At 63.6% G+C, this 16,295-nt stretch carries 13 protein-coding genes; 8 read left to right on the top strand and 5 right to left on the bottom strand.

What is annotated here, in order from left to right; genetic code table 11:
- Positions 1-26: 26 nt before the first annotated feature.
- The 3 genes from rsmA to metG are packed head-to-tail and all read right to left on the bottom strand — an operon-like array spanning position 27 to position 3,414.
- Positions 27-857 (bottom strand): 16S rRNA (adenine(1518)-N(6)/adenine(1519)-N(6))-dimethyltransferase RsmA, encoded by an 831-nt coding sequence (rsmA, locus tag ACWTV1_RS09520; protein ID WP_498505132.1) that lies wholly within the window; start codon positions 855-857, stop codon positions 27-29.
- The gene (locus tag ACWTV1_RS09515) at positions 854-1,837 is read right to left on the bottom strand and encodes a TatD family hydrolase (protein WP_498505131.1); all 984 of its coding nucleotides are present in this window, start codon (positions 1,835-1,837) and stop codon (positions 854-856) included. The genes rsmA and ACWTV1_RS09515 overlap by 4 nt, the downstream gene beginning before the upstream one ends.
- The gene (gene metG / locus ACWTV1_RS09510; protein ID WP_498505130.1) at positions 1,834-3,414 is read right to left on the bottom strand and encodes a methionine--tRNA ligase; all 1,581 of its coding nucleotides are present in this window, start codon (positions 3,412-3,414) and stop codon (positions 1,834-1,836) included. The genes ACWTV1_RS09515 and metG overlap by 4 nt, the downstream gene beginning before the upstream one ends.
- Positions 3,415-3,603: 189 nt before the next feature.
- On the opposite strand from metG, the gene ACWTV1_RS09505 reads away from it, so the two are divergent.
- The 4 genes from ACWTV1_RS09505 (at position 3,604) to ACWTV1_RS09490 (ending at position 7,968) form a co-directional block, all read left to right on the top strand.
- Positions 3,604-4,392 carry a DeoR/GlpR family DNA-binding transcription regulator gene (locus ACWTV1_RS09505; protein WP_498505129.1) on the top strand — a complete coding sequence of 263 codons (789 nt, stop codon included), beginning with the start codon at positions 3,604-3,606 and terminating at the stop codon, positions 4,390-4,392.
- Complete coding sequence (locus ACWTV1_RS09500; protein WP_498505128.1) at positions 4,389-5,351, top strand: 1-phosphofructokinase family hexose kinase; 963 nt, start codon at positions 4,389-4,391, stop codon at positions 5,349-5,351. The genes ACWTV1_RS09505 and ACWTV1_RS09500 overlap by 4 nt, the downstream gene beginning before the upstream one ends.
- Positions 5,352-5,389: 38 nt before the next feature.
- Positions 5,390-7,438 (top strand): PTS fructose transporter subunit IIABC, encoded by a 2,049-nt coding sequence (locus ACWTV1_RS09495; protein WP_498505127.1) that lies wholly within the window; start codon positions 5,390-5,392, stop codon positions 7,436-7,438.
- A gap of 80 nt (positions 7,439-7,518) precedes the next feature.
- A complete protein-coding gene (locus ACWTV1_RS09490; RefSeq protein WP_100389636.1) occupies positions 7,519-7,968 on the top strand; it encodes an SRPBCC family protein in 450 nt (149 codons plus the stop codon).
- 18 nt (positions 7,969-7,986) lie between these two features.
- On the opposite strand, the gene rsmI is transcribed toward ACWTV1_RS09490, so the two are convergent.
- Positions 7,987-8,802 (bottom strand): 16S rRNA (cytidine(1402)-2'-O)-methyltransferase, encoded by an 816-nt coding sequence (gene rsmI / locus ACWTV1_RS09485; protein ID WP_498505126.1) that lies wholly within the window; start codon positions 8,800-8,802, stop codon positions 7,987-7,989.
- 146 nt (positions 8,803-8,948) lie between these two features.
- Here rsmI and ACWTV1_RS09480 point away from each other — a divergent pair, with 146 nt between their 5' ends.
- Positions 8,949-9,818, top strand: a complete 870-nt coding sequence (locus ACWTV1_RS09480; RefSeq protein WP_498505324.1) for an EamA family transporter — start codon at positions 8,949-8,951, stop codon at positions 9,816-9,818.
- A gap of 58 nt (positions 9,819-9,876) precedes the next feature.
- Here the strand turns inward: ACWTV1_RS09480 and ACWTV1_RS09475 are convergent, their stop codons facing one another.
- Positions 9,877-12,414, bottom strand: a complete 2,538-nt coding sequence (locus tag ACWTV1_RS09475; protein ID WP_498505125.1) for an MMPL family transporter — start codon at positions 12,412-12,414, stop codon at positions 9,877-9,879.
- Positions 12,415-12,553: 139 nt separating this feature from the next.
- Here ACWTV1_RS09475 and ACWTV1_RS09470 point away from each other — a divergent pair, with 139 nt between their 5' ends.
- From ACWTV1_RS09470 to ACWTV1_RS09460, 3 genes are all read left to right on the top strand, one after another.
- Positions 12,554-13,129: a TetR/AcrR family transcriptional regulator gene (locus ACWTV1_RS09470; protein WP_498505124.1), complete on the top strand. Its 576-nt coding sequence runs from the start codon at positions 12,554-12,556 to the stop codon at positions 13,127-13,129.
- A gap of 88 nt (positions 13,130-13,217) precedes the next feature.
- Positions 13,218-14,903, top strand: a complete 1,686-nt coding sequence (locus tag ACWTV1_RS09465; RefSeq protein WP_498505123.1) for a dolichyl-phosphate-mannose--protein mannosyltransferase — start codon at positions 13,218-13,220, stop codon at positions 14,901-14,903.
- 70 nt (positions 14,904-14,973) lie between these two features.
- Complete coding sequence (locus ACWTV1_RS09460; protein WP_498505122.1) at positions 14,974-16,293, top strand: O-acetylhomoserine aminocarboxypropyltransferase/cysteine synthase family protein; 1,320 nt, start codon at positions 14,974-14,976, stop codon at positions 16,291-16,293.
- Positions 16,294-16,295 lie beyond the last annotated feature (2 nt).

Genomic DNA, 16,295 nt, shown 5'->3' with positions numbered 1-16,295 from the left:
CGCAGCGGGCGAAGTGATCTTGCTAGTTACGCAGCGCGCGCAATAGCAAGGAAATCGAGCACCGTGAGTTCCTCGCCGCGCGCGGTGGGTGCGATACCCGCCGCCACGAGTCGCTCGGAGGCGGCCGCTGAGCTGCCCAGCACACTGGAGAGCGACTGACGCAGCATCTTGCGACGCTGCTGGAACGCGGCATCCACAAGGGCGAACGTTGCTTTACGTTCCTCGATCGTGCCGGGCTGTTCGCGACGCTCGAAGCGCACGAGCACGGAGTCGACATTGGGCACGGGCCAGAACACTTGGCGGCTAACCAGACCGGCGGTGGAGAACTCGCCGTACCAGGCAGCCTTGATGCTCGGCGAACCGTAGACCTTGCTGCCGGGGCCGGCCGCGACGCGATTGCCGACTTCGGCCTGCACCATCACGAGACCGCGGTCGAGCGAATCGAAATGCTCCAAGAAATGCAGCAGCACGGGAACCGACACGTTGTACGGCAGGTTGGCGACAAAAACGCGGGGCTCGTTGGGCAGCTCAGTGACGCGCAAAGCGTCTTCGGTGATGACAGTGAGCTGAGCATCCGGCTGCATCTGGCTCACCGTAATGGGCAACTGGGCGGCCAAGCGCTTATCGATTTCGACGGCGACGACGGATGCCCCGGTCTCCAGAATTCCGAGCGTCAAGGAGCCCAGCCCTGGTCCGACCTCGACCACCGTTTCGCCCGAGACGACGTGCGCGGCCTTGACGATGCGGCGCACCGTGTTGGGATCGATGACAAAGTTTTGGCCCAGCTTTTTGGTGGGCTGGATGCCGAGCAGATCAGCGAGATCGCGGATCTCGGCGGGGCCGAGCAGGGTATTCATCGCGTGCCTACATTCTGTGCGCTCGAGACGGATGCAGCGGTCGTCTCGCCGCGTGCCGGTGCCGGTTCGATGCCCGCGGGAAGTTCGGTATCCCACGAACCATAGACGGCCTCGGTGGTGGCAGCGAGTTGCGCCGAGAGTTCGAGTTCGCTGATTTCGAGGTGGGCTGCCATCGCGCGCACCGTGTGCGGCATCAGGTACGGCGCATTCGGACGGCCGCGCAGCGGATGCGGCGTGAGATAGGGAGCATCGGTCTCGACCATGATGCGGTCGAGATCGATCACGGAAAGCGCTTCGCGAAGGTTCGCCGCATTCTTGAACGTGACCGTTCCGGCAAACGACAAGAACCAGCCGTTGTCGGCGGCGATGCGTGCCATTGCAGCATCGCCCGAGAAGCAATGGAAGACCGTGCGCTCTGGAGCGCCGACGCGCAGCAGCGTCTCGATGACGTCATCGTGGGCGTCGCGATCGTGAATCTGCAGCGCCAGGCCGTGCCGCTTGGCAATCGCAATGTGCTCTTCAAAAGAGCGGAATTGCGCGGGGCGGCCCTCGTCATCCGTGCGGAAAAAGTCGAGACCCGTTTCGCCGATGGCGCGCACTCGCGGAAGCGCGGCAAGTTCGTCGATGGCGGCGAGCGCGGCATCCAACTCCCCCGCCGCAGCGAGCTCAGGAGCATCGTTCGGGTGAATTGCTACCGCAGCGAGAACGCGTGGGTTGGAGGCAGCGAGTTCAGCCGACCAGCGACTCGTGGCGACATCCGTGCCGACCTGCACAACACCGCGAACGCCGACCGAAGCGGCTCGGGCGAGGTGTTCGGTGAAGTCGAGCGCGCCGTCAGGGCCACCGTCAGCGATCTCGAGGTGCGTGTGATTGTCGTAGACAACGCCCCCGAGAGGTTCGGGCAGCCGCGGGTACTGCAGTTTCTCGGAGGCTTTCTCGTCGGCGCTGCGGTGACGCTGCCTGATGAACGGTTCGGTCACGCCGTGCCGCTCTCGGCATCCACTTCAATGCGCGGGAACAGCGACGATTCGAGAGCCGTGACGCGACCGGAGTGCGACCAGTTCTGAGCGTCGTCGATGCGCTGCTCGCGCAATTCGCCGATACCACCGATGGCGGTCCAGAGCTTTTCGGTTGCCTTGGGCAGCACCGGCGACAACAGAATGGCGAGCGTGCCCAGACCGTTGACGGTCGTGGCCAACACGGTGCCGAGGCGTTCGCGGTTGGCGGGGTCTTTCGACAGCGCCCAAGGCTCCTGCTCGGTGATGTATCCGTTGAGTTCATCCACGAGTTGCCACACCGACGAGAGTGCTTCGTTAATCGCAAAGGTGTCGATGTATGCGTTCGACTTCTCGGTGGCACGCTTCTGCGTCGCGATGATCGCTTCGTCGGATGCCGTGAGCTCACCGAGCGTCGGAATCTCACCATCAAAGTACTTATTCACCATCGCGATAACGCGCGAGGCAAGGTTGCCGAAGCCGTTAGCCAGCTCTGCTTGGTAGCGCGCGCTCAGGTCTTCCCAGCTGAAGGAGCCGTCTTGACCGAAGGTAATGGCGCTCATGAAGTAGTAGCGGAAGGCGTCGGAACCGAAGGTGTCGGTGATCTGGCTCGGAGCAATACCGGTGAGCTTCGACTTGGACATCTTCTCGCCACCGACGAGCAACCAGCCGTGGCCGAAGACAGCACGGGGAACGGGCAGTCCAGCAGCCATGAGCATGGCGGGCCAGATGACCGCGTGGAATCGAGCGATGTCTTTACCGACGAGTTGAACGGCGGGCCAGCGCTTGGCGAACTGTTCGTCGTCGACGCCGTAGCCGATGGCGCTGACGTAGTTGAGCAGGGCGTCGAACCAGACGTACACGACGTGGGTTTCATCCCAGGGAACCTTGACACCCCAGTCGAAGCTGGAACGCGAAATAGAGAGGTCGTCGAGACCCTGCTTGACGAACTGCACGATTTCGTTGCGCACGCTCGCGGGCTGCACGAAGTCGGGCTGGCTTTCGTAGAGGTCAAGCAACTTCTGACCGAAGTCGCTCATACGGAAGAAGTAGTTCTTCTCCTTGAGAATCTCAACGGGGCGCGAGTGAATCGCACAGACGAGTTGGCCCTTGTACTCACCGTCGGGGGCGGTGACGAGGTCATCGAGCTGCTTGTACTCTTCGCAACCGACGCAGTAATAGCCCTCGTATTCACCGGCGTAAATGTGGCCGTCGTCGTAGAGGCGCTGCAAGAACGTGGCAACGGCCTTCTCGTGACGCTCATCGGTCGTGCGAATGAAGTCGTCGTTGGCGATGTCGATGGTCTCGAGCAGCGGCTGCCAGGAGTCGGCAACGAGGCGGTCGGCCCACTCTTGCGGCGTGGTGTTGTTGGCGACGGCGGTGCGCAGAATCTTCTGGCCGTGCTCGTCGGTGCCCGTGAGCAGCCAGGCGTCTTCACCCCGCTGACGGTGCCAGCGCGCAAGAACGTCGGCGGCCACCTCCGTATACGCGTGCCCGATGTGGGGAACGTCGTTCACATAGAAGATGGGCGTCGCAATGTAGAAGGAGTCGCCGGCAGACATGCCTTCATTCTATTCGCCTGTGCCGATTGATTACGTCGGGGGTGCTCGCGTTCGCTGGGAGCACTGGATGCCGCACTCCCGAATGTGGGAGTTTGTGGTTTTTTCTGTATTTATGTTGCATTGCCAGACGAAGCCGCGTAGTCTCACAGAAACGCAGTCGGGTGCGTTGACAATCAAAGGAGATTACGGATGTACGCAGAAGAGCGGCAACAGCACATAGAGGGACAACTTGCTGAAGCTGGTCGCGTCGCCGTAATCGACCTCGCTCGCACGTTCGACGTGTCGAGCGAAACGGTCCGTCGAGACCTCGATCAGCTTGAAGCACGAGGCGTGTTGCGCCGAGTGCACGGGGGCGCGGTCTCGACGGCTCGGATTAGTCGGGTTGAAGAAAGCGTCGCCGCCCGCACCGACCGCAACTCCGACGCCAAAGAGCGCATAGCGCTGGCAGCGATGGCCCTCATTCCGTCCACCTTCACGGGCGCGATCAGCATCGACTCGGGCACCACGACCAGCCGCCTGGCTCAGCACTTGAGCGACTGGCAGCCCGCGGCATCCACCGGTTCACTGACGGTCATCACCAACTCGATCTCCATCGCTGCGATCGTAAGCGAGAACCCGCACATCGAGGTTCAGCTCATCGGCGGTCGCCTGCGCGGCATCACGGGGGCTGCGGTTGGTTCCGCCACCCTTGCTCAGCTCTCGGGCATCCGCCCCGACATTGCTTTTCTCGGCGCCAACGGCGTTCATGCCGACTTCGGCTTCAGCACGCCCGACCCCGACGAAGCGGCCGTGAAGAGCGCGCTCACTCGAGGTTCGCGTCGCGCCATCGCTCTCGTCGACGCCTCGAAGCTCGGCATCGAAACCCTCATGAGTTTCGCCTCGCTCTCAGAGGTCGACACGATCATTACCGATCATTCCCCCGACGACGACCTCACCCTTGCCCTCGAGCGCGCGGATGTTGAAACGGTGATCGCATGATTGTCACCGTCACCGCCAACCCGAGCCTCGATCGCACGATCGAGCTCGACTCCGCTCTCGAGCGCGGCGAAGTGCAGCGTTCGATAGCCAGCAGCGAGCAGCCCGGCGGCAAGGGCGTCAACGTGTCGCGAGCGCTCATTGCGTCAGGACTCGACACGATTGCCGTGCTTCCCGGTGATGCTTCTGACCCGATGCTCGTCGCCCTGCGCGCCGAGCACACGCCGACCGCTGGCCTGCCGATCGCGGGTCGCGTGCGCTCCAACGTGACGATCACCGAGCCCGATGGCACGACCACCAAAATCAACGAGCCCGGTCCGCAGCTCACTGCCGACGACGATGCTGCGCTGATTGATCTCGTGGTCTCGCACGCCCGCCGGGCCGAGTGGGTTGTTCTTGCCGGCTCGCTTCCTCCCGGACTGAGCAGCGACTTCTATGTTCGCGTAGTTCAGGCTATTCGCGCCGCTACCGACGGGGGCGGCCCGCGCATCGCCGTCGATTCTTCGGGTACCCCGATGCAGGCCCTCATCGAATCAGGCATTGGCGTTGACCTCATCAAGCCCAACGCTGAAGAGCTCGCCGAAATGACCGGCCTAGCCGACACCTTTGAAGACGACCCGGATGCCGCCGCTGCCGCCGCTCTCAGCCTCGTCGCTCGCGGCTGCCGTGCCGTACTCGCCACACTCGGATCACGCGGAGCACTCCTCGTGACCGCCGACGAAACCTGGCGAGCCACCATGCCTCCCGTCGCTGCCAAAAGCACCGTCGGAGCAGGGGACGCCTCCCTGGCCGGCTACCTCTTGGCCGACCAACGCGGTGCTGCCCCAGAACGACGACTGGCCCAGGCTGTCGCCCACGGGGCCGCTGCCGCCGCCCTCCCCGGCAGCACCATGCCGAGCCCCGAAAACACCACCCCCAACGCCGCTGACGTGCACTTACTCAGCCGCCCCACCGCACCATAAACCTCAGCACGCCAACTGCTGCATACAAGGAGAAAGCAATGTCGCAACTCATCACCCCCGACCTCGTGTTGTTGGATGCCGATCTCGGCACCGACCGCGCGGGCGTCATCCGTGCGCTGACGAATCTCGTCGCCGAACAGGGCCGGGCCACCGCTGCAGAATCACTTTTTGACGACGCGTGGGCTCGTGAGCAGCTGACCGATACCGGAGTTCCTGGCGGTATCGCGATTCCTCACTGCCGTTCCGAAGCCGTCACCGAAGCAACCCTCGTGATGGCACGCCTCGCGCCTGCCGTTGACTTTGGCGCCACGGATGCTCCCGCCGACCTCATCTTCTTGATTGCTGCTCCCGCGGGCGCCGACCAAGAACACCTCACGGTGCTCTCCGCTCTCGCGCGGTCGCTCGTGAACCCCGAATTCGTGGACAGCCTGCGGGCCGCGGCTACTCGCGAGGAGATCGTTGCTCTCGTGGAGCAGGCGACCGCTCCCGAAGAGAAGGCCGCGCCCGCAGCCGCTGGTGCCGGTGCTGCCGCCGCGACGGCTTCCGCAGCTCCTTCCCAGGATGCGAATGCAGACGCGGACGCCGCCGCTCGCCCCGTGCTCATTGCCGTCACCGCGTGCCCCACCGGCATCGCCCACACCTACATGGCAGCCGATTCACTCGCCGCCGCCGCTGAGCGTGCTGGCGTAGAACTCCACGTCGAGACTCAGGGCTCTTCGGGGGCGACGCCGCTTGATCCTGCGGTGATTGCTGCGGCATCCGCCGTCATCTTTGCTGTCGATGTGGATGTTCGCGACAAGGCTCGCTTCGCAGGCAAGGCTGTCGTGCAGTCGCCCGTCAAGCGCGGCATTGACGCCCCCGATGCGATGATCGCGGAAGCCCTTGCCGCCGCCAGCGACCCCAACGCCACGCGCGTTGCCGGGGGCGGAGCAGCCAGCGAAGCCACCAGCAGCACGAGCGACGAGCACTTCGGCCAGACCGTCAAGCGTGCTCTGCTCACCGGTGTGAGCTACATGATTCCGTTCGTCGCCGGTGGCGGTCTGTTGATCGCGCTCGGCTTCCTGCTCGGTGGATACCTCATCACCGAGACCGCGGGCAGCATCATTCTCGAGAACAGTCTGTGGAACCTGCCTGAGGGCGGCATTGCTGCCTATCTCGGCGCCGCGGCCTTCCAGATCGGTGCCGCCTCGATGGGCTTCCTCGTTCCCGCCCTTGCCGGTTACATCGCCTACGCGATCGCTGACCGCCCCGGCATCGCTCCCGGCTTCACCGCCGGCGCGGTAGCTGGGCTCATGGGTGCCGGCTTCCTCGGCGGTATCGTCGGTGGACTCCTCGCGGGTGTTGCCGCTCACTGGCTCGCTCAGCGCAAGACCGCCGCGTGGTTCCGTGGTCTCATGCCCGTTGTCGTGATTCCGCTGCTCGCGTCGATCTTCGCCTCCGGCCTCATGGTGCTCATTCTCGGCGGACCGATCGCTTCGCTCACCGTGGCCCTCAACGACTTCCTCAACGGCCTGAACGGGGCATCCGCCATCGTTCTCGGTCTCATTCTGGGAGCCATGATGGGCTTCGATCTCGGTGGCCCCGTCAACAAGGTTGCGTACTCGTTTGCTGTCGCCGGCCTCGGTGCGGGTGCGATCGACAATCAGGGACCGTGGATGATCATGGCCGCTGTCATGGCATCCGGAATGGTTGCTCCTCTCGCGATGGCTCTCGCCTCTACCGTTCTTGCTCGCCGCCTCTTCTCGCCCGTCGAGAAGGAAAACGGCAAGGCTGCGTGGTTGCTCGGTGCTTCGTTTATCTCCGAAGGTGCCATCCCGTTCGCTGCTGCTGACCCGCTGCGCGTGATCCCCGCCAGCGCGATCGGCAGTGCGGTTACCGGTGCCATCATCATGGCGTTCGGTGTCACGTCGCAGGCACCGCACGGTGGTGTCTTCGTGTTCTTCGCGATCAACCCCTTCCCGATGTTCCTGGTCGCGATTGTCGCAGGAACCATCGTGACGGCACTGATCGTGGTCGCCCTCAAGCGCTTCGTGCGGAAGAGCGACACCGTCGCTCCCGCTGCAGCGCAGGTGCCGGTCGCCGCGTAACGTCGTAGGCTGGATCCCCGGGCACGCTGCATCTCGTTCGCCGAAAGCATCGTGACTCGACTACGGACAAGGGAGCCCTTATGAAGATCACCGAGAGCGTGCACATTGACGCCCCGGTGGAGCGCGTATTCGAAGTCTTCTGTGACCTCGACAACGCTCCCGCTCATCTCAGCGGCATCAACTCCCTAGAAGTGCTCGAGGGTCCAGCCCAACTCAAGCTCGGTACAAAGTGGCGCGAAACGCGCACGTTCGCTGGCCGGGAGGCCACCGAAGTGATGTGGGTCACCGACTACGAACAGGATGTGTCGTACACGGTTGACGCGCAATCACACGGTACGCACTACCAAAGCGTCTACCTGTTCATGCCCAGTCACGGCGGAACGCGCCTCGAGTATCGCTTCACAATGACGCCGCTCACGTTCGGGGCGCGGCTCATGAGCGTTGTCGGTTTGCTGTTTCTCGGCGTCACCAAGAAAGCGTTAACTCAAGACCACCACGAGTTGAAAACGGTGTGCGAAGCCCAAGCCTAATCGCCTTGGGTGCGCGGGCTACTTCTTCTTAGCCTGCAACGCCGCTTCGTAGAGTTCACGCTTGCTCAGCCCGGTCTGCTCGGCCACTTCAGTTGCCGCTTCTTTCAGTCGAGCGCCGTCGGCGACGAGCGAGAGTACGTAGGTGACCGCGGTCGGCAGATCGGATGTCGCGGGGGCCGCACCTTCGACCACGAGACAGATCTCGCCCCGGGCTCCATCTTTGAATTTCTCGGCGAGCTCAGCGGCGGTGCCGCGAGCGACCTCTTCGTACATCTTGGTGAGTTCGCGGCAGACGACAGCGCGACGGTCATCGCCCAGCGCGGTGGCGAGGTCGGCGAGCGCCGCTGGTAAACGGTTGGGGCTCTCGAAGAACACCATCGTGCGTTCTTCGCGAGCAAGGCCACGGAAGTACGCAACCCGTCCCTTGCGGGGCAAGAAACCTTCGAAGCTGAAACGGTCGGTGGGCAATCCCGACACCGCGAGGGCGGTGAGCACGGCACTCGGCCCGGGCAGAGCGGTAACGGTGACCCCGGCGGCGGCGGCGGCGGCAACGAGTGGGAATCCCGGGTCGCTGATGGCGGGCATCCCGGCGTCGCTGAGTACAAGAACATCGGCATCGCGGGCGAGGTCGACGATCTCGGTCGCCTTTTCCGACTCGTTGTGTTCGTGCAGCGGAATCAGTCGCGGGCGGTTCTCAATGCCTAAAGCCCGCATGAGATGGATGGTCGTTCTCGTGTCTTCGCTCGCGATCACCTCAGCGTTCGTGAGTGCCTCGATGAGACGCTGAGAAGCGTCGCCCAGATTGCCGATGGGAGTCGCCGCAAGAATGATCACTCCCCCATTCTCCCACCCGCTCTCGCTGCGTGCGGCGCGGGCGCATTCCGGCACGATCTGACGTGCGCAAAGCACCCCTGCTGAGGTCGTAGTGTTGCACTATGTCGACTCCCCCGCCCTTGAGAGGAACCCCTCTCGGCGCCGCCATGCTCGTGGTCTTTGGGCTCATCTTCCAAGACGTTGGTGCCTCGGTTGCCGTGCTGTTATTCCCCGAGGTGGGGCCCGCCGGAATGGTGTCGCTGCGGCTGGTTTTCTCGGCGGCAATCTTGCTCGCCATCGCCCGCCCTAACCTGCGTGCTATCTCGAAGCGCGCGTGGCTCATGGCGGTCATTTTTGGTATTTCGCTCGGCGGCATGAACCTGCTGTTTTACGAAGCCCTCTCGCGCGTCGACCTAGGCGCTACCGTGACAATCGAGGTGCTGGGCCCTCTCGTTCTTTCCGTCATTGTTGCCCGCCGCGCCAGCGCGTGGCTGTGGGCAGTGCTCGCCTTCGCCGGCGTTGCCCTGCTAAGCCTCGGCAGCGTCGGCGCTCTCGACCCGGTCGGTGTTGCCTTCGCGCTTGCCGCCGCGGTGTCATGGGCAGGCTACATTTTGGCGTCGCGCAAGACCGGGCAGGTGTTTGCCGGGTTGGATGGCCTCGCCATCGCCATGGCGATCGGCGCGATCATCAGCCTCCCCTTCGGTATCGCGCAAGCAGGTAGCACGCTGCTCGAGCCGTCAATTCTGGTGCGCGGCCTCGCGGTGGCTATTTGCTCCTCGGCGATTCCCTATGCTCTCGAACTCATTGCGCTGCGTCGCATTTCGGCCTCGGCCTTCTCGGTGCTCATGGCACTGGCTCCGGCCATCGCGACAGGCGCGGGATTCTTCGTGCTCGGCCAGAGCATCACGCTCATCCAGGGTGTCGGCATCGTGCTCGTGATCGCAGCCTCCATCGGGGCGGTGCGGGCGGCATCCCGCATCCCCGGCGCACCCGGGGCGGGGCCAAACGCACTACTGCCCGAAGAGACTCCGCTGTAGAGCGAAGCTTCTCCGGGCAGTAAACGCCGCGAGCGCGGGTGTGAGGTGTAGCCGGGCGCTAACGGGCAGTCGGTGCTGGGCCGCTGCTCACGTCATCCGGAGCCACGGGGTGAATCGCGTGGCTGCGCTCGAGCGCGGCGCCCTCTACGTCCACGCTCGGCAGGATGCGGTCGAGCCAGCGAGGCAACCACCACACGGACTTACCGAACAGGTGCATCAGGGCCGGGACCAACATCATCCGCACGACAAAAGCGTCGAAGAGCACGCCGATGGCGAGGCCGAAGCCGAGCGGGCGAACGATCGCCAAGTGCGAGAAGATGAAGCCGCCGAAGACGGCAATCATGATGATGGCGGCAGCGGTGACAACGGCACGGCCACTGCGCAGCCCACTCATAACGGCGGCCTTGGCGGGCACCCCGTGAATGTACGCTTCGCGCATTCCCGACACGAGGAAGAGCTGGTAGTCCATCGCGAGGCCGAACAGCACGCCCATGATGATGATCGGGGCAAAGTTCAACAGCGGACCCGGGTCGGTGACGCCGAAGAGCGCGCCCAACCAACCCCACTGGTACACGGCAACCATCGCGCCGAAGGCCGCCAACAGCGACAGCACGTAGCCCGCGGTGGCGATGACCGGCACGAGAAGAGAGCGGAACACCAGAATCAGGATGATCAGCGACAGGCCGACGACGACCGCAAGATACAGCGGCAGCACGTTAGCGAGGTTCTCGGAGATGTCGATGTTGCCACTGGCCGAGCCAGCAACGCCGAGCTCGATGTCTCCCGCTAGCGGAGAGCTATCGCGCAGCTCGTGAACGAGCTCGCCCGTCGACACGCTCGTGGGCCCCTCCACAGGAACGAGCTGGAACGCGAAGTAGTCCCGATCGGCAGAGACGCCGATGGGAGCGACCGCTTCGACGTTATCGAAGGCGAGTAGCTGGTCGACGAGGTCGGCTTGAGTTTCGAGCTCGTTTTCTTCGGAGACGCCGGTGGGGAGCGTCGCCGTGACAAGGAGGGTGCCGTTCTGGCCCGCCCCAAACTCTTCGGCGATCGTCATGTAGGTGCGGTATTGCGTGGAATCTGCGGGTTCTGACGAGCCGTCGGGAAGCCCCAATCGCATCGACAGCGCGGGAATCGCCACGATCAGCAGCCCGAGCGTTGCCACAATGAGCATGACTACCGCACGACTGGTGCGCATAGCGCGGGCCGGAGGAAGCACGTGCGACTCGTGACCAATGTTGGCGCGCGCCTTGCGAGAAAGCACGCGCTTGCCGAGCAGCGCCAGCAGGGCCGGAGTAAGGCTCACAGCGATCAGCACCGAGATGAGAACGCAGACAGCGCCGACAGTACCCATAACGCCAAGGAACGGGATGCCGCTCACATTGAGTGCGAGCAGCGCGACGAGAACCGTCGACCCGGCGAACAGCACGGCGTTACCCGAGGTTCCGTTGGCGAGACCGATCGACTCGTGGAGCTCCATGCCCGCCGCGAGTTGGCGACGGTGACGCTGCACGATGAAGAGCGTGTAGTCGATACCGACCGCGAGGCCGAGCATCACACCCAGAATCGGCGTCACGGAGGTCATGTCGACTACCCCCGAGAACGCGAGCGAGCCTGCGACGCCGACGCCGACACCGATGATTGACGACACGATCGGCAGCGTTGCTGGCAAGAACGAGCGGAACAGCACCAGCAGAACGACGCCAGCCAGCAGCACACCGATAATCTCACCCACGCCTAGCAGACCATCAGTGGAGAGCGTCAGCGTCGACGAATAATCGACCGTCACGCCCTCGATGTCGACACTGTCCAGTTTTTCGGTGATCTCGCTCTTGGTTTCCGCCGAGAGGTCGAGAAGTTCGCTATCGAAGGTAATGAGACCGAGAGCCGTCGCACCATCGTCGGAGACAAAGCTGATGTTGGCGGCCGCATCCATGAGGCGCTCGCCAAAGCCGAGCTCACGCTCTTGCTTTCCGAGCTCGATGACGCCGTCTTCCCACGCTTCTTCTTGCACGCCCAGCTCGTCGAATACCGCGTCGAGCTGCGCCTGTTGAGCATCGAACTCGGCCTGCGAGAGCTCGTAGTAACCACCAGCCTTCGCTTCGGCGATTGCGGCATCCAGTTGGATCTGCCCGTTCTCATATTGCTCGAAAGCGGCGTCAAGCTGGTCGCGAGCCTCGACGAGTTGCGCGTTGGCCGCGTCGATCTGCTCGCGGCCGTCCACGAGCTGTTGCGCTTGCTCTTCACGCTGAGCGTCGGTCTCGAAGGGGTCGATGACCGCGCTGACATCGCTCTGCGAGGTGAGGTCGGCGAGAGCATCCGTAATCTCACTCTGTTGGGAGTCGCTCAGCGCGCTGCCATCTTCTGAACTGAACACGACCGTGGCAGAGATTCCGCCCACGTTTCCGAGTTGTTCGGTGAGTTCATCGGCGACGCGTTCGGTTTCGGTGCCGGGAATGGTCATGGTCGACGAGAGGGTGCCGCCGAAGAGCGCGAAGGCTCCGCCAGCAAGGCCGAGAACGGCGATCCAGCTCACGATAAAGAGCCACGCGCGGCGAGCCGAGAGCCGGCCCAGTCGGTACAGGAGTTCAGCCATGCTGAAGAAAACCTCTCGTTGGGAATACGAAAACGAGCACTTCATCGGGCCTGCGCCAATCGTATTGCTATTTGGCGAGTTTTCCAACAGTTGTCGGAAAACTCTCAATTTGGCCCTCGACATCTGCGACAATCAGAGAATGGATGCCCGAGTCGAACGCACGCGTCACAGCCTGCAGCAGGCACTCTTCGCCCTCACTCAAGAGCGCCCCTTCGATGAAGTCACCGTCGGTGATATTGCCGAACGGGCGGGAGTGAACCGCAGCAGCTTCTACCAGCACTACACCGACAAAGAGACGCTGCTGGCCTTCGCCATCGAATCCGCGGCAGCGGAAGCCAGCGCCCAGTTAACCGACCTCGACCCCGAGAGCGACGTCGCCCCACCCGCCCTCAGCGACTACCTCAGCCATATCGACGCCAACGCTGCCGTGTACTCCAGCGCGCTCGGCCCCCGAGGTTCGGCGCTCGTGGCCTTTCGCATGCGTACCCGCCTCAAACAGATCGTGCGCGACGGCATCGTCAACCACGGCACGGAGCAACTCGAAGGTGTGGCTCTCGAGATCGAAAGCGCCAGCGTTACCGGGGCGACCTTCGGAATTATCGAAGCGTGGCTTGCGATGGAGCCGCGTCCGCCCGCCGAAACCGCTGTGAATTGGATCTGGCGAGCCTTCGGAACTCCGAGCGTGCGCGGGGATGACGCAAGCACTGCCCCCTAGCCGCGCTCTACCGTGGTCCCCGCCGGGCGGCGCGCCGAAACCTGCGATCCGGTCAGCAGCTCACGACTTCCCTCAGTAGCATTACGGGGTGAGCCAGACGAACCCGCGCGACTTCGACGCCATCGTGGCGAACGACTCTCCCGCGAGTTCGACTACGGATGCTGAAGCGGCTTCGGATGCGAATTCCGCACGTGCCACCGGCCACCACTACGCCACCGCCGGGGGTTCCCGCCTCGATGACTGGTGGGCGGCGAGAAGTCCGCTGACCCGCCGCTGGCTCGGGTGGGCCGGGCCGGCGATCGTGCTGGTGATCGCTGCGTTCACGCGACTGGTGGGCCTCGCGCATCCGTCGTCGCTGGTGTTTGACGAGACCTTCTATGTGAAAGATTCGTGGACGCTCGTGAACCTCGGCTACGAGGCACAGTGGCCGGCCGAAGCAGATGCGCTCTTCAACAGCGGCAAGGTCAACATCTTTCTTAACGATCCGTCGTTCGTCGTGCATCCCCCGCTCGGCAAGTGGTTGATTGGTTTGGGCATGTTGCCGGGCGGCGGCGAAGACCCGTTCGGCTGGCGCATCGCCACGGCCCTCGTCGGCATTCTCGCGGTCGTTGTGCTCATGCTGATTACCAAGAAACTCTTCGGCTCCACGCTTCTCGCCACGCTGGCAGGGTTGCTGATGGCGATCGATGGCAACGCGATTGTCATGAGCCGCGTCGCCTTGCTCGACAACTTCGTCATGATCTTCGCTCTGCTCGGGGTCGGTGCCATGCTGCTCGATCGTGAGCATTCGGCCACCCGGCTGGCGCTGTGGATCAGTCGCCGTGGGCTTCGCGGTGCGAGCACCGAATGGGGCCCGGCGCTGTGGTGGCGACCGTGGCTCATGCTCGCCGCCGTTGCCTTTGGGCTGGCTGCCGCCGTCAAATGGAACGGGCTCTACTTCTTGGCGGCCTTCGCCGTCTACAGCCTGGTGGTGGATGCCCTCGCTCGCCGCCAGGCTGGCATCAGCTTCTGGGGCTCCGGCACTCTCTTCAAGCAAGCCCCCGTGAGCTTCCTGCTGACCGTGCCGATTGCGCTGCTCGTGTACCTCAGCACGTGGACGGCCTGGTTTCTCAGCGACAACAGCTACGACCGATCGTGGGCCGACACTGACGGCAATGCGTGGACGGGTGTTCTCAGCTGGGTGCCCCTCGACATCCAGAGCCTGTGGCACTTTCAGTCGAGCGTGTACAACTATCACGTGGGCGAAACCCGACCACACCCCTACCAAGCGAACCCTCTGACGTGGCTGCTACTCATCCGCCCCACGAGCATGTTCTACGAGAACCTCTCCCGCGGCGACGATGGCTGTTTTGCGGATGCCTGCGGCGCCTCCATCTCTGGAATCGCCAACCCGATCATCTGGTGGGCTGCAACCGCAGCCATGCTGTACCTCGTGTATCGCTTGGTTCGCTACCGCCAGTGGCAGACCGGCTTCATTCTGATGGGCGTCGCGGCCGGCTACTTGCCGTGGTTGTTGTACCTGAACCGCACTGTTTTTCAGTTCTACACAATCGTGTTCGAGCCGTACCTGATTTTGGCGCTCGTGGCGGCGCTCGGAGTGATCCTCGGTAGCCGCGACGACGACCGCTATCGACGAACGAGCGGCCTCGGAGTGGTCGCGGTATTCCTGGTCGTCGTGATCGCGGTCAGCGTGTTCTTCTGGCCGCTCTGGACGGGCCAGGTCATCGACTACGACCTGCTGCGGCTGCGCTGGTGGTTGCCGACCTGGATCTAGGCCAGCCGTTTCGTGGCGTTCTGTTACGTCACAAATCTTGAGGCGGCATCCGCTTGGGTAGCCTGTGGCTATGGCTGATCAGAGTGGTTCCGACCGCAATTATGGTTTTCGCACGCGCGCAATTCACGCGGGCAACATTCCCGATGCGACTACGGGCTCTCGCGCCCTGCCGATTTACCAGACGAGCGCGTACGTCTTTGATGACACCGCGGATGCCGCCGCCCGCTTCGCGCTGCAGAAGTACGGCAACATCTATTCCCGGCTTGCTAACCCGACGGTCGCGAGTTTCGAGGAACGAGTTGCGTCGCTCGAAGGCGGACTCGGCGCCGTTGCCACCGGTAGTGGGCTGAGCGCGCAGTTCATTACCTTCGCGTCGCTCGCCGGCGCCGGCGATCACATTGTGTCGAGCGCCAATCTTTATGGCGGTTCCATTACGCAGCTGGATGTCACGCTGCGCCGTTTTGGCGTAGAGACAACATTCGTGCGCTCCGCCGACCCCGAAGACTATGCTGCGGCCATCACTGACAAGACCAAGTTGATTTTCGCGGAGACCATCGCGAACCCGTCGGGCGAGATTGCCGACATTGAGGGTTTGGCGGAGGTCGCTCACGCGCACAATCTGCCGCTCATCATCGACTCAACGGTCGCGACGCCGTACCTGAACCGCCCGATCGAGTGGGGCGCCGATGTCGTCACGCACTCGGCCACGAAGTTCTTGGGTGGCGCGGGCACAACCCTCGGCGGCGTAGTGGTGGAGAGCGGCCGCTTCGACTGGGCCACCGACCGCTTCCCCCTCTTCGATGAGCCGGTGCCAAGCTATGGCGGTCTCAACTGGAGCGGCAACTTTGGCGAATACGCCTTCCTCACTCGCTTGCGCGCAGAGCAGCTACGCGACATCGGGCCCGCCCTGTCGCCGCACTCGGCCTGGCTACTCGCGACCGGCGTCGAAACCCTTCCCTTCCGAATGCAAGCCCACGTCGACAACGCGCGCACGGTTGCCGAGTGGCTCGAAGCCGATTCGCGGGTCGAGACCGTCTACTGGGCGGGCCTGCCGGGGCATCCACATTTCGAGCGTGCGCTGAAGTACCTACCGAAGGGCGCCGGCTCGGTGTTCTCGTTCGAGGTGCGTGGATCGGCAACACAGAGCAGCCGCACTGTCGGCCAAAAGTTCATCGAAAGTGTTGAGCTAGCCAGCCACCTCGCCAACATTGGTGATGCGAAAACGCTCGTGATTCATCCCGCGTCGACGACTCACGCGCAGCTCACCGAGCAGCAGCTCACCGATGCCGGCGTACTGCCCGGTGTCGTGCGCATCAGCGTGGGAATTGAAGACCCCGAAGACATCATCGCCGACCTCGATCAGGCACTAACCGCAGCGACGAAGGGCTAAGG

It is taken from the genome of Salinibacterium sp. VpJ6, assembly GCF_059767345.1.
This window is presented reverse-complemented; position numbering and strand designations above follow the sequence as displayed.